Here is a 13,794-nt window from a genome sequence, read left to right on the forward strand (position 1 = left end):
GTGCCAGGCGTGATTGGCACGATACCGCCTCCGAAATAACCGACCGGGATGCCATCGTAAGAAAAGATCTGGTTTGCGTTATCATCGAACGGCAGGTGCTCCATCTGACGTAAGCTAGTGGAGCGACAACGCACTTCAATGCTTCTGAGAGCGGGGTGATCTGACCTTATTTGGGGGTAACAGTCTCGCTAGTGCTCCGAGGGCCTGAGAATCAGCGCCAGAACAACAGCAGACCAATCCCGACGACAACAGGCACAATCCACCCGTAGTTCTGGATGCGTTTTTCGATCTTGGTTTTTGCCGGCGGCGCCCCGAACAGGCTGCCGATAATCATTTCGATGAGTGTACCCATGCTGGCTAATCTAGCAGCGACGCATGCTTGATCAAGGGCTCGCATTTGAAGAGGTTCAAGAACCTTATTTCACGGTCTAGTATCAGCGCGATCTTGGCAATAGTGCCGCTTGAGTGGCTATTTGCCATCGGACCAAGTGAAAGCGGCAAGGTCGAGGCCGCCTTTCTCTCTTCCTCCAAAGATCTCGAAATGAACAACAGTTCCACCGCACGTAATGACCATCGCGAATATTCTATTTGCGTGTAAGCGGGATGATCTGCCCCCCTTGGTGCAAGTTTTCCGCCCGCCGAGGCGGATTGGCCTTGAACTCAACCACCCGCGCCGTTTCAAGTTTCAACCAGCCAGAAGGCAGAGCTGACAGACTTTCAACATCGTGTGGGAAAAGGGGAAGGTCATGGCAAAGAGCCTCTTTGCTCACCTGTCCTGCGTCAACTAGTGCTTTGAATATATCGGAGAGTAGGCTTGGCTGCTGTAGCCCCCAAGTGTCATCATATGGCTCACCTTTGGTGGAGTACCCTTTTGAACTGTAAATTTTGAACAGCCGTTGAGCGCCATCTTGGTCCAATATATGCAAGCGTTTTAAACGCATGATCTGTGCTTTGATCGAGACTTTCCACCGAGCCTTAAGGCGTTCGAGTTCCCAAATAGCTGCAGAATCAACTTCCAAGCTAAATTGGCTGGCAGGCAGCAAGAATGCAGACGCAAAATTGTGTGCTTGCTCTTCGATGAGCTTGAAGTTCTCTTCAAATTCACTTTCGGTAACTGACCGATGAAGAAGAATATGCGCTAGCTCGTGGGCAGTGTCGAACTGCCTGCGCGAAAACGAATGCTTATCATTCGCTAGAAGAATATAGGGCCTGCCATCGTGGCCCCAACGGCTCAGGCCATCAAGCCTGTCCGTCTCCATTTGTTCTGCCGCAACAATAACGCCTATGCTCTCAGCAAAGACTACCATGTCTAATATCGGGCGGAGGCCAAGACCCCAATGTTCACGCGCTTCCTGCGAGATTGCCTCTATGTCCTCGTCGCGCAGGGTCTTGAAGCTCCTACCGTGTAGCACGTCAGGTATATTTACCTCGGGCAAGTATGCATAGTGCTCCGCCACGGCCGCTATGTCTTCAAGCCAAATCAGACGAGCCTTTTGGACCAGCCTGTCACTTTTGAGGGCTCCGGCAAAAGAGCGGAAGAACGATGGACCTGCGCCTTCCATACGCGGTGTTAAGAAATAATCCTCAGGGAGGGAGAGGATGGCGGAAAGCTCTGACAACGCTTGCGGTTCTGGATAAGAGTCGCCTTCCTCCCACCGCTGCACCGTGCTTGCCGCACGCTGCATCATGTCTGCAAGAGCCTTCCGTGAGGAAATGCCCCGAGCTTGCCGCGCTTCTGTAAGCTTGGCTCCCACAAATGTCTGTATTCCGTTACGCACTTCTCATCCTAAATCACTTTTCGTTCTGATCACGTGAACCGTCTCCGCTCGCGTCTTTGAAACCACCCTTAATGGGCTTTAGCACCACACGACGCTTTGCCGACGCAGCTCCATCCGCCCCGTAATTTGCCAAAAAATCATCAATATCAGACTGATAGATGAAGGTTTCCTGCTTGCTGTCTAGAACGGAGAGCGTAAGCGATGCGATATTCCCAAGCACATTCGGATCACGTCGTACCATAATAAGGACCAGTCGTTGCCGATCACTGAACATTTCGGGAGGATGAAAAAAATCGGGCAAAAGACCGCGATTTTGATAGCAGAGAGCCCTTCGAGTTGCGTTCTTAACCGGCGTATCAATAAGCTCTCTATGCGAGGCGAAACCGACCATTGTATGTCCTAATACGCCAGTGGTTAGATGGACAGGAGCAAGCTTCACTTCGTCGGGCGTGTATTCAACGGGAACGGACTTTACAAACTCTGCGCCGTTACGTGCCAATATCTGCTCAAATGCCTCATCTATGATGTTGTATCTCATAAGACCAACTGACCTGCTTTGGCGATAACGTGATAGCGGTAAGCCATCTGTTACCGCTTTGTGTGAAGTGCTGACAGCGACGTCCGCTTGTTCGGCAGCTCGGGGGAACAGCGTCCTCACCTCAACGAGCATATTGCGGGGTATGTCACGCCGTATCGCAGCTTCAAACTCACGTTTACGCTCATCAGGGATCATTTATCGTTCCTTGCGTTACACATCTCGATTTTGCATTAAGCGGAAAATGACCACAAAATTTTGCATTTTTCAATGGTATTCTTTGTCGCTGACTTGAATTACGCAGTGTTTTCACAGGTTATGGGGTGAGCCGGAATATTGTACCAGTGCTGGCCCACCTGCACCGGTTAACCGGGCGTCTCGGCGCATCCCAGAAAATATCCTTTTTAGGTATGGTCTCATTTAGCCTAAGAGGTGGGTGAGGCTCGTTGTGGTAAGGCGCACATGAGTTCGGCTACTGCTGGATATCTGGCATCGTAGTAGAAATCGAAGTTTTCAGGTCGACGTAATCCGGATTTGATCACTTGGCGGTACAAGTTCGCTAGGTGTTTTTTTACGGGTTAAGATCCTTAGCAATGGCTTCAGTGGTGCTACGCGTCCTGGCAGTAGACGACCCGGTATTCAATGATACTATAAATAAAGGCGTTGTGGCGGGCATAGTCGATGCTCCACAAAGATGGTTGACGAATGATCTTCTCGATGCGAGAGCTTTAATCTGCAACCATGGGGGGAAGGGATGACGGTCGTAGTATCTTGCGTAAATTTGAAGGGTGGCGTCGGGAAAACCGCGCTAGCAGTTAATTTCGCTGCCTACTGCGGAGCGAACGGGCATAAGACTCTTTTGGTTGATTTAGACCCTCAGACTAACGCTACTTTTTCGTGTATTTCACCGGAAGTATGGTCTAGCCATCGAAAAAAAAATGGAACAGTTGCGGACCTTCTCGGGGTGAGAAATGCCGAACACGCTGAAGGTAACAACAAAACCACCGCTGATGTTATCATTAAAGATGTATTCAAAGGCGTTGATCTTGTGCCGTCTGATTTAAATCTATTTACGATTGATCTGGATATTGGGGGGAGAAACGCGCGTGAAAAATTGCTCAAGAAGGCGCTAAAAGATGTCATGAATGACTACGGCGTCATCGTTTGTGACTGCCCGCCGAATCTGACTCTTCCAACCCAGAATGCATTGGCTATCAGCACCCATTATGTTGTCCCCGTATCCCCAGATTTTCTTTCGAGCCTTGGCATTGCTTTGCTTATAAGGAGAGTGAAAAAGTTTGCTGATGATATGGAACTGGAGATACAGAACGCCGGAATTGTGCTATCGCGTGTAGGCCGCCAATCGACTTTTCGGGATCAGACGACTGCGGATCTCCGAAAACAATTCACGAGCCAGATGTTCGTAGCCGAGATAAAAGAGCGTTCAGCTGTGACAGAAGCGACAGCAAAAAACAAACCGATTTACGATATGAATGACGCTCAAGCAAAGCAGGAATTTTCTGCTTTTTCAGTCGAGCTTCTCAAGAAACTAGGTCTCTAATATGAAGACACACGAACTCGCCAAGGCTCTGCAACAGCTCAGCAAACTTTTGCGCTCCCTGCCTAACCAAGAACTCGATAATTTCGGATTAGCTTTAACGAATCCTGTCCCTCAGCAGCAGATTGGTATTAGCCTCTCAGCGTTGGCAGCTCTGTCTAAGTACAACAAGCTAGACTGGGAGAAAGTAATTCGGGATTTCGAACTTCCGCTGGAGGTTCGACCACGTGACGGCGCTCGTGATGTTATGGGAAAGATTATAACGTTCCTAGCAGAGAATGATGCGGAACGTGAAAGGGTGGCTCGTAAAACTAGCCCATCCGGCTCTGATCGCCCGTCTGAACTCTCGAACGCATTGCAGTTTTTGCTCAACAATGGTTAAAATCTCGGATGCGATAGCTGCAAATCATAAAATGTTCGTCGCGGCCTATTCTAAGGCCATTGATGATAACATTAAAGATCTCAGCGGTAATGCTGTTTTGACTGAAAGTTATGCTCGAATAGCAGCGGTGAATGCTGTTAAGGTCGATCTAATTGACCAAAATATGACTTTAGACGCAGCTCACTTTTTCTATGAGGCTCACAATGATGCTGTTCTCTCTCATGTAAATGCGAGTTTTGGTTGTTGGAGGCCTGCGCTGCAAGCTCTTAGGAGCTTCATGGAAAATACTCTTTCTGCTATTTATTATGCAGATCATCCGATCGAATTGGAAAAGTGGAAGAATGGAAAATTCTCCATCCCGCCGAAGGAACTGCGCGCTTACGTTATTGAACATCCAAAAGTACAAGACCTAGCTTTGCATCTGGATTTGAAGTCCTTGTTGGATGGTGAATATTCCACGCTGTCCAAAGCCGTTCATGCATCGAACTCTCTTTTTAGGATGACTTCGGCAGATGGGAAGACTTCAATTACTAAGCCGAATCAGGCGGATCTAGGAAAATGGTCTGCACGAGAAAGAGAAACGATAAGTCTCTGTATGACTATCGTCGCGTCCGTGATGTGCCATCACTTGGAGGGCGCTAAACTTCCTCAACTGCGTGATGCTCTTGGTATCGCGGTAGGAGCGCCTTTTCGAGCCGCGTTAAAAGCTCACTGTAAAATCTCAATTCCAGCGCCTTAAGCCTCCCACCCGTGGTCTCTTCAAAGAGGCTGATTTGAGGATACGGAATTGGGATCAAGGCGGATGCCCCACAAAGATAACTCGCCCTACCACGGCCAGATCCTCAACCCTGTTCGCGTCAAATGTCTCGACCGGGTATTTCCCAGCCGTGTTGTCTGAGATCAGTTCCAGGCGTCCGTCCATCCGCCAATTTGCACGTTTGACCAGGACGGCGTTGCCGACGCTGAAGACGTAGATGCGGCCGTGGTCGACGGTGGTTTGGCTGGCGTCGACGATGAGGAGGGCATTGTCGGGGATTGAGGGCAGCATGCTGTCGCCGGTGGACCACATGAGGAAGCAGTGGTCAGGGGCGCCGCCAAGGTCTCTCAGGAATTTGCGCTCGAATGCTGTTTCGCTGGTTGGCATCTGGTTGACTGGGAGGCGGCCGGTTCCGGCTGAAGCGCAGACGTCGTATTGCGGCATTAACACAAAGTCGCGTTCGACGGTGACAGAAGTATCTTTTCCGATCTCTTCTGAAAACATGCTGCCTTGGCCAGTCAGCAACCAATTCGCATTGATTCCAAAGTTTTCTCGATATGCCTGGAGAACAGACGCATCGGGAACTCGCTCGCCGCGCTCGTAATGCGCTAGGCCGCCTTTGCTTAAGCCAAGCTGCGACGCAAAGACATCTCTGTCCTCGATTTTAAGATTCGCACGGACCTCACGTAGGCGCAGTCCTAAAGGCGTCTTCGGCTCAATCTCGGGTCGCGCCAATTCGTCACCAATTAAATCACAAATGGACTTTACAAAAATCCATTTGTGATTTAATCCTCTCTATAAATACAGACCAAATCACCCATGAAAAAGGAGGCCAGTCAGGGCCTCCCCGTTCACAACGAGGAACTATTATGCACCGTGCCCGTATTGCGGACAAGGCAGCGAAACTGCGCCTTGATGAGATAAATCGCATAAAAGCCAGGCTTAATGTGGCCGGTCTCACGCTGCTGGCGATCGACCGGGAATATGGCTTGCCGCGCGGCACGGCCGGGAACACGTTGCAGCAGGCCAATCTGGCCGGAGAACGGGCGATTGCCGCTGCCTTGAAGACCCGCCCGCATCTGTTGTGGCGCAGCCGGTATCATCCTGATGGCCAACGCCGCGCACCGCAGCCGCCTGAAAACTATCAGCGCCCGCCCAACATGGAAAAACGCCGCCTCGAAAGCTCCGGCGCCCGCGAGGCGGCCTGAGGTGTGGTGCGGGCGGCACGCTGTTCTAGCCTTTGGCATCCGGGTTTTCACCGGCAGAACAGAAAGCGTCCATTGCAAGAGCTCTCGTTCCGGCTGTCCAGTCCAGCCGTCCGCTCCACACATAAATCTTCACCCGAAACGTCGAGCTGAACAATGACAAATCGAGACACCCAAATTGTCACCAAAGCCCTTCCCATTCCGGAAAAAAGAAGGGCAGTCCGAAGACTGCCCGATAACAAAGCCTGAAAAGGCTGTTTGACGGAGCTATAGTTAGATGAACAAACATGTTTTCACAAGCCCCCCGACCGGTCAGCTGAATGGCGGATCGTGGGAGCGGCCATTGCAGGCCCCGGAAGTCTCGGCCAACAAGACTGAAGCCGATATCGAAAAATGGTGGGAGCTGGTCGACCGGGTGATTGCCGTTGCCCGCCAGTTTCGCTGGACAAAGGCCGAGGTCACCCGCCGTTCAGGCATGAAGGACGCAACGTTCAGCCAGTGGTTCTCAGGGCGTTACGAAGGACGGCTGGATAACCACAACGCTATGATCGAACAATGGCTGGATGCCCTGCAGGCCGCTGCCAGCGTGGCCGCGATGATCCCGCAAGCGCCCTCATTCATGCAATTGCGCGGCTCTGCCGAAGTGTTGGAAACCCTGACCTGGGCGCAGATTTGCCCGGATCTGGTGATGATCACGCTGGGCGCTGGCATGGGCAAGACGGCGGCCTGCGAATATTTCACCAACATTCTAGGCGAGGTGAATGTTACTCAACAACCCGCTCAAACACCGGGAAACGGAAACTATGTCGGTGTCCAGGCATTGGGTTCTGTATATGCTCCAGCTTCCACTGGAACTGCGAAAGACAGCATTTTCGGGTCTAATTCCTATTGCCGGGTAGTAACAGGAGCTTCTGGCTGGTGGAATGCAGCGGGCGACGAAGCGGATGTCAACGTCGACGAAGACGTGGATTATAAGTGGAGTTATGCCGCCGGTGGGCTTGGCACGAAGCGTGGTACCTTAATAGATACCGCGTTTTATGCTGATTACTGGACTTCCGGGCAAAGTTGGAAAACCGGCTTTCAAGTCGGTGGAGTTTCGAGCATTTCGGCACTTGGCACCGATGGAACATTTCTAAAGGCCGTTGTCGCCGCAGGAATATCTTACGGGCTTGATCTTTATGGTACGCCCGTCAGCCAATCATATTTGCGCGGCAATGACATCAACTTGATCCCTGGAGAGGCCCAATTTTCTAAAGTGGGTCAGATCCTGAAGCTCGGTAATCCAACGACCGCAAGTACCGTTCGCATCTATGGGTATACGACGGGCGGTGGCGCCGCTTCGCCAGATAGCACCATTTCATTTTCGGGTGGAACGGCGGGCACATTAAATGGTGGCAATCTCACTCTTTCGTCATCTAATATTGTCGCTGGCGGCGTGTTCCGGCCAGGCACTGACAATTCTTTTGGGTTGGGTAGTGCCAGCTATCGTTGGTCGCAGCTTTGGGCCGCGACCGCCACTATCGCAACCTCTGACGAGCGGCATAAAGAAAACATTCAAATTGTCGCCAGCCATATTGCACTGTCGTTTCTCAAAAACCTGAATGCCATCACCTATAAGTTAAAGGATGAGGTGACGGATGAAGTTGTCGAGGTACAAACGGCTACTCGACAAAAAATGAAGATGGTCCTTAAGCCAGTAGAGAGTAGTCGGACCGAATTGGTTGAAGGTGTTGCATTCCGTCGCACCGAGGTCGCTTACGAGGAGGTCAGTGAGCCTGAATTCATCGCTCACTTTGTGTATGACCCCGACACGGGCGAACAATTGTTCGAAGATGTTCCGAAGCGCGTGCCGGTGACGGAGCAAATCCCATTTGCTCGCAAAGCCCGTCTTCCAAGTGGAAAATTAGGCATTGTCGAAGGCACTCAACCTCGTGAGCATATGGCTTGGGAAATTCATAAGGAGCCGGTTATTCATCTTGAACCTGTGATGGAGACCTATGAAGAACGTATTTTGGTTTCTCCAGCGCGCTCGAAGAAAAATATTAGGACCCACTGGGGCTTCTCCGCTCAGCAGGTTGAAACCGCCATCCAAGCCATTGGCTTAACTAGTCAGGATTTTGCCGGGCTGGTTTACGATGCCGAGGCCGACATCTACGGCCTTCGTTATGAGCAGTTTATACCAATTCTCTGGTCAGTCCTGCAAACCGCACTCCAACGGATTGAGGACCTCGAAGCAAGGGATGTATAACCAATGATTGATTTAGGCTTTCGAATAACTGGATACCGTGACTAGAGAGGCTGTGATTTGGCAAACGGATTGGTGATTTTTGCAACTGAAGAAAATTTCGATGAAGAGGCTTATTTGCTCCATAATGGAGATGTCGCGGCTGCAGTTAAAATGGGACGGTTCTCGTCGGGGCGTGAGCATTTTGAGAAGCACCGCCATGAGACGCGGATCATTGGCTATGATGCCAGTTACTACGATTGCAAATTCGGGCTTACGTCGAAGCTTCCTCCTCCAGGGCTTGTAGCGCTCGTAAACGGTCATACTGACCTTGTCGCTTTTGCAAATTCACGGCGACCTGCGGCGGATATAATCGTCGAATTTCTAACTGCGGTCGAGGAGCCGCTTCACAGATTCAAGTCGATACTCGACTTCGGCTGCGGCTGCGGTCGAATCGTCGCTGGCTTCGAAGGGCTGCTTCCACAGGGTACAAAAATCTCGGGTTGTGACGTCAATCCGAAGCTTCTTAATTTTAGCCGGGACGCTGTTTCATTTGCTGAGTTTGTCGTTAACGATCAAACTCCTCCTCTTCCTTTTCCCGATGGCCAATTTGATTTGGTTTACTGCTCCTCGGTTTTCACGCACATGTCTCAAAGTGGATTGGAGGCGTGGGCCTCGGAACTCCGTCGCATTGTTATGCCTAACGGTGTTGTTTTGGTTACTCATCATGGGACAAAATATGCCGGTGTGCTGGAACAACTGTCTAGCTTCGGCAGCCGAATTTTGGCGGAGCAAGGTTTCTATGTGCACTGGCATGAGCAGCGTGCGGACGAAGACGGTTCAAATGATATCGCTACGTTCGCAAGCTCTGATTTTATGCTCCGCCTATTTAAGGGCTTTGATCTGATCAGGATCTTCCCAGGAGTGACCTACGGCCCAAATGCTTTTTGCGCCGACCAGGACACTATTATCTTCCGAAGACGATGAATTAAGCAGCGGTCGCCCTGGAACATTGACCGGGTGGCCGGGGTGTTAAAGCACCCCAACGACGGGCCAAAGATTGGCGTCCTAACCCGTCCGACAGTGAAAAACGATAACCGTCGCACCCGTACCCTGCAGGGCCGGATCTGTGTGACTGAGTCGTGAGATATTTGAAATGGTGAATCGTGAAGCCTTCCGGCCGGTCCCCAATACTCAGCCGCCAGCCGCCTGGATCGGTGGCAAGAGGAGCTTGGCACCGCGCCTGGTCAAGATGATCGAGGCGATGCCGCACCAGACCTATGCGGAGCCGTTTGTCGGGATGGGCGGCGTGTTTTTCCGACGTCGGCAAGCGCCCAGGACCGAGGTAATCAACGACCGCAGCGGTGATGTCGTGAACCTGTTCCGCATCCTCCAGCGCCACTATCCGCAGTTCATGGATACGCTCAAATTCCAGATCACCAGTCGTCGTGAGTTCGAGCGGCTGAAGGCATGCGATCCGGCCACGCTCACCGATCTGGAGCGGGCCGCCCGGTTCATCTACCTCCAGAAGCTCGCCTTCGGCGGCAAGGTCGCAGGCCAGACCTTCGGCGTCCAGCACAATGGCAGCGCCCGGTTCAACCTGACCCGGCTGGCACCGCTCTTGGAAGACGTTCACGAGCGCCTATCTGGCGTCGTCATCGAGAACCTGGACTGCCTGGCCTTCATCAATCGGTATGACCGGCCGGGCGTGCTGTTTTACCTCGATCCGCCTTACTTCGGCTGCGAGGACGATTACGGCAAGGCGCTGTTCGGCCGAGATCAGTTCGAGGTTCTTGCAGGGCGTTTAAAGACCCTTCAAGGACGGTTTATTCTGTCGATAAACGACCGTCCGGAAATCCGTGAGATATTCGTGGGCTTTCCGGTTGAGGGTGCGGAGCTGACCTATTCCGTCTCCGGCGGGAAAGGTACCGAAGCGCGAGAGTTGATTTTTGTGTCATCCTCAGTTGTCTTTTAGATATTGCGTTTTCACTCAAGAGACGCTGTCTTAAGAGTAGCGAATTGGGCTGGATTTCATAAGGGGGAGGCGTTCCATGCGCAGTGTCAAAGTCCGACGTTTTAATAGAGATCAGATTGGTGTGAGGTCATACCAAAGCCCGGATGAATATGTAGAAGAGGCATCAACTGGGCGGTCATACTCGATACCTCACAGTGACGGTTCCTTCTTCAGCGACGGATCTGGCTATTCCAATGGTCCCGAATGGGATAGCCGCTATGAGATCATCGAGAGGCTTGAGGAGGTCGTCCTTCGTCTCGCATCTCTGGACTTGTCCGTTTTTCATAAGGACGGCGAGCGGACGGAAAATTCGGATTTTCTTCCTTATGCCCGCGAGATCGAGCAGGATATTCGTGATTGCCGCAAAGCTTTGACTGTCTTTACGTCGGATGGCGATGTGGAGAATTTGGCTTCATGGCTGCAAACCTTTCAGGAAAAGGCAAAGCGATACTTCATAGCTGCTGCAGGTCTTGCGGGCATATTTTTGGAAGAAGCTGCTGCGGCTGCCGGGAAGGAGTTTGGCACTATCGCAATGGGGATAGGAGTGGTGGGATTTTCGCTGTGGTGCGCGGGCACCGATTTCGAGGGAATTTGCAAGGCAATAGAGGCTTATGCGCTGCTAAGGGCAATGCGGTGAGATCGCTTTGAATACGACAATTGAAACATTTAGGACGGCTAAGCTGGGGATTTTACCATGACGAACTACAATTTTCTCGTGCCTAGGCTTCGCGAGAAATTGCAAGAAGGACGAAGCGTACGTCCGCAAATCCTCTATTCGTTGGGGACGTTGGGAACCAAGGCGTCATGCTGTCATGATAACGCTCGGTTGGTGGTCGACAGGTTTGGCGGTGAGGCTGTTCATGGGTGGATGTATATCAATGACGATATTTTTGTTGCTCATTCAGTCTGGCAGTCTGGAAGCGTCTTGTATGAGGTCACCCTCACAAGGGTCAACAAACTGAACAGACAGCCTTTCATCCGTCATTCGGAGTTTCCCGATGTGGAATGGTCAGAGGAGACGCCACCGGTGATCGCACAAACATCTTTCGGGTTCGAGGCGCTCTTGATGCCAAATGCCGTGATGTTTTCGGAGGAGATCGAGGACCGTGCTTTCAGAAATGACTGGTATCTTGACTAGGAAGATTTGGTCCGGGCAATCGCAGACATCGGCGTCAATTTTGACAGCATATCTGGAAATTTCATTTTTCCGATTCTTCGTGTCAAAATTCCGAAACTTCGCGGCGAGCTACATACAATACAGCTACAGCGGCGAGCTACAACAGGCGAACAGCACAAAAATGGTGGGCCTGGAGAGACTCGAACTCCCAACCAAGCGGTTATGAGCCGCCGGCTCTAACCATTGAGCTACAGGCCCGGCCTGGCGCGAGGGCCGGCGGTGGGGTTGGCAATGGTTCCAACGTCCATGGTGACGCTCTAGCGGAAAACGTTGGGTGCGACAAGTGTTTGCCGCAATGGTTTTGCAATAGGTTGTTTAGCGAGAGGTTGCGTAATCAGAAATAGGAGCTTGGGAGACGAGATGGTGAATTTGGGTGCGGTTTTTGGCCTTGGGCGGCTTGGCTTTGTGTTGGCGTCCCTGGCTGTGGTTTCTCCGGCCATTGCACAGGAAGCGTCCCGGCAGGAGGCCGTCATCAATGTGTCGGGCGGAGGGGAGGTCAGTCTGGCGCCGGATATGGCTTTGATGCAATTGGGTGTCGTCACTGAAGCCACTGAGGCCGCGCAGGCGTTGAAGGACAATAACGAGGCTTTGGCCAAGGTGTTGAAATCTCTCAAGGACAAGGGATTGGCAGATCGTGATGTGCAGACATCCGGTTTTCAGATTACGCCGCGATATCGGCAGGAGCCGGAAGACAAGGCCGATAGCCGCCCGCCGGTGATCGAAGGCTATTCCGTCAGCAATGGGCTGACGATCCGTGTGCGTGATCTTTCCAAGCTGGGCGGGGTAATTGATACGTCCGTGGGGCTTGGCGCCAACCAGGGTGGAGAGATCCGCTTTACCAATGACAAGCCGGAAACGGCCATCGATGAAGCGCGCAAATCCGCCATGGCGGATGCCATGGCTAAGGCGAAAGTGCTGACGCAAGCGGCTGGCGTTAAGCTTGGCCGAATCATTTCCATCAATGAAAATTCAGCGCGGCCCTTCGAGCAGGGCATGATGATGAAAGCCAGCATGGCCCGGGATATGGCGCCCGCCCCAACGCCGATGGCGGCAGGGGAAAATACCTATCGCGTCACTGTGAATGTCAGCTTTGCATTGGAGCAATAGGTTTCAATCACAAAAAAAGCCCCGGTCGTTAAACCGGGGCTGATGCGTAAGGCAGTCTATCAGAATTTGATGCCAACGCCGAGATTGACGACATTCTGCTTGGTGTCAAAATCGATGCCGCCAAGGTTCTTGGTGCCGTAATCGTTGTAGCGATATTCGAGGCGGGTAAAGATGCGATTGGTAATCGCATAATCGACGCCAGCGCCGATGGTCCAGCCGTTCAGGGTCTTGTCGAAATCGCCGGACGAAGACTTGATATAGGCTCTGTCTGCCGTCCAGCCGCCAGCCACAAACAGCAGGGCGCGGTCAATGGCGTAACCGGCGCGGGCGCGGGCAGAGCCGGAGACATCCATGCCCACCTTGACGCCGGAATAGTTGTTTTCGTTCCAGTCGTAGTTCACGTCGGCTTCTACGCCGAGAATCACGTTGTGGCCGACATCGAAGTTCCAGCCGCCAAATCCGCCAATGCGGCCGCCATCGAAATTATCCGAGAGCGATGCGCCGCCCTGCGACAGTGTGGCATCCAGCCAGCCGTAGCCGCCGTAAACACCGATATAGCCGCCTGCCCATGAAAACGCTGCGGGGGTTTCAACAGCAGCAGGTGCGGTCGGAACCTGGTCGACTGCATCGGCGGCCATGGCAATGCCTGCCGATACGAAGAGGGTTGCAGCAGTTGCAAGGAGGGTCATTCTATTCATATTCGTCTCCACTCGTTTAATAGGTGAGTGGGATATAATCTATTCATTTGCGTGTATGTAGCAAAAATATCACGTTTTATGCAATTATGAGCTTTAAATTCCGCAAAAGAGGTCAATTAGCAGCTTATTCGTGTGGTTTACTGTCAAATTCTGCGGGTTTTTGCTGGTTGTTTCGCTTCGATAGTGCAGCGAAAAGCCTGTGCATTTCGTTTTTGTGATGAATTTTTAGTTATTGGGAGTGAGGAAATGCCAAGGGCGCCTACAGCGCCGTGCGCCATACATGGCGCACAAAGGTTCGCTGTAGCTCTTTATATCTGCTGCATAATTTTCTCCTGAAATCGAGTCCGATTTAAGGAATT

The 13,794-nt window shown here is 52.0% G+C and carries 15 protein-coding genes and 1 tRNA gene; 10 read left to right on the top strand and 6 right to left on the bottom strand.

Annotated elements, in window-relative coordinates; all coding sequences use genetic code 11:
- Positions 1–211: 211 nt before the first annotated feature.
- The 3 genes from ASB66_RS26370 to ASB66_RS24540 all read right to left on the bottom strand — a co-directional run bounded on the left by ASB66_RS26370 (position 212) and on the right by ASB66_RS24540 (position 2,511).
- Complete coding sequence (locus ASB66_RS26370; RefSeq protein WP_156545202.1) at positions 212–352, bottom strand: hypothetical protein; 141 nt, start codon at positions 350–352, stop codon at positions 212–214.
- Between the two features lie 232 nt (positions 353–584).
- Complete coding sequence (locus tag ASB66_RS24535) at positions 585–1,778, bottom strand: helix-turn-helix domain-containing protein (RefSeq protein ID WP_114386993.1); 1,194 nt, start codon at positions 1,776–1,778, stop codon at positions 585–587.
- Positions 1,779–1,791: 13 nt separating this feature from the next.
- A complete protein-coding gene (locus ASB66_RS24540) occupies positions 1,792–2,511 on the bottom strand; it encodes a hypothetical protein (protein ID WP_060717694.1) in 720 nt (239 codons plus the stop codon).
- A gap of 556 nt (positions 2,512–3,067) precedes the next feature.
- Here ASB66_RS24540 and ASB66_RS24545 point away from each other — a divergent pair.
- Genes ASB66_RS24545 through ASB66_RS24555 form a run of 3 tightly spaced genes read left to right on the top strand, consistent with a single transcriptional unit; the run spans position 3,068 to position 4,992 of the window.
- Entirely contained in the window at positions 3,068–3,874 is an 807-nt protein-coding gene (locus tag ASB66_RS24545; protein WP_060717693.1) for a ParA family protein, read from the top strand.
- A 1-nt stretch (position 3,875) separates the two neighbouring features.
- Entirely contained in the window at positions 3,876–4,253 is a 378-nt protein-coding gene (locus ASB66_RS24550; protein ID WP_060717692.1) for a hypothetical protein, read from the top strand.
- Positions 4,246–4,992, top strand: coding sequence for a hypothetical protein (locus ASB66_RS24555; RefSeq protein ID WP_060717691.1), 747 nt, complete (start codon positions 4,246–4,248; stop codon positions 4,990–4,992). The genes ASB66_RS24550 and ASB66_RS24555 overlap by 8 nt, the downstream gene beginning before the upstream one ends.
- A gap of 54 nt (positions 4,993–5,046) precedes the next feature.
- On the opposite strand, the gene ASB66_RS24560 is transcribed toward ASB66_RS24555, so the two are convergent.
- Positions 5,047–5,745 carry a S24 family peptidase gene (locus ASB66_RS24560; RefSeq protein WP_081088997.1) on the bottom strand — a complete coding sequence of 233 codons (699 nt, stop codon included), beginning with the start codon at positions 5,743–5,745 and terminating at the stop codon, positions 5,047–5,049.
- 134 nt (positions 5,746–5,879) lie between these two features.
- Between ASB66_RS24560 and ASB66_RS24565 the strand changes: the two genes are divergently transcribed.
- From ASB66_RS24565 to ASB66_RS26135, 6 genes are all read left to right on the top strand, one after another.
- Complete coding sequence (locus tag ASB66_RS24565) at positions 5,880–6,218, top strand: helix-turn-helix domain-containing protein (protein WP_060717690.1); 339 nt, start codon at positions 5,880–5,882, stop codon at positions 6,216–6,218.
- A gap of 274 nt (positions 6,219–6,492) precedes the next feature.
- Complete coding sequence (locus ASB66_RS26375; protein WP_156629353.1) at positions 6,493–8,463, top strand: tail fiber domain-containing protein; 1,971 nt, start codon at positions 6,493–6,495, stop codon at positions 8,461–8,463.
- Between the two features lie 57 nt (positions 8,464–8,520).
- Positions 8,521–9,426 carry a class I SAM-dependent methyltransferase gene (locus tag ASB66_RS24575; protein WP_147274078.1) on the top strand — a complete coding sequence of 302 codons (906 nt, stop codon included), beginning with the start codon at positions 8,521–8,523 and terminating at the stop codon, positions 9,424–9,426.
- 169 nt (positions 9,427–9,595) lie between these two features.
- The gene (locus ASB66_RS24580; RefSeq protein ID WP_060717688.1) at positions 9,596–10,414 is read left to right on the top strand and encodes a DNA adenine methylase; all 819 of its coding nucleotides are present in this window, start codon (positions 9,596–9,598) and stop codon (positions 10,412–10,414) included.
- A gap of 76 nt (positions 10,415–10,490) precedes the next feature.
- Positions 10,491–11,090, top strand: a complete 600-nt coding sequence (locus tag ASB66_RS24585) for a hypothetical protein (RefSeq protein ID WP_060717687.1) — start codon at positions 10,491–10,493, stop codon at positions 11,088–11,090.
- A gap of 57 nt (positions 11,091–11,147) precedes the next feature.
- The gene (locus ASB66_RS26135) at positions 11,148–11,591 is read left to right on the top strand and encodes a hypothetical protein (RefSeq protein WP_060717686.1); all 444 of its coding nucleotides are present in this window, start codon (positions 11,148–11,150) and stop codon (positions 11,589–11,591) included.
- 161 nt (positions 11,592–11,752) lie between these two features.
- Here the strand turns inward: ASB66_RS26135 and ASB66_RS24595 are convergent.
- Positions 11,753–11,828, bottom strand: a tRNA-Ile gene (locus ASB66_RS24595).
- A 162-nt stretch (positions 11,829–11,990) separates the two neighbouring features.
- Here ASB66_RS24595 and ASB66_RS24600 point away from each other — a divergent pair.
- The gene (locus ASB66_RS24600; RefSeq protein WP_114386997.1) at positions 11,991–12,737 is read left to right on the top strand and encodes an SIMPL domain-containing protein; all 747 of its coding nucleotides are present in this window, start codon (positions 11,991–11,993) and stop codon (positions 12,735–12,737) included.
- 59 nt (positions 12,738–12,796) lie between these two features.
- Here the strand turns inward: ASB66_RS24600 and ASB66_RS24605 are convergent, their stop codons facing one another.
- The gene (locus tag ASB66_RS24605; protein ID WP_081088996.1) at positions 12,797–13,435 is read right to left on the bottom strand and encodes an outer membrane protein; all 639 of its coding nucleotides are present in this window, start codon (positions 13,433–13,435) and stop codon (positions 12,797–12,799) included.
- Between the last annotated feature and the right edge of the window lie 359 nt (positions 13,436–13,794).

It is taken from the genome of Gillisella vitis (genome assembly GCF_001541345.2).
GTDB classification, from domain to species: domain Bacteria; phylum Pseudomonadota; class Alphaproteobacteria; order Rhizobiales; family Rhizobiaceae; genus Allorhizobium; species Allorhizobium vitis.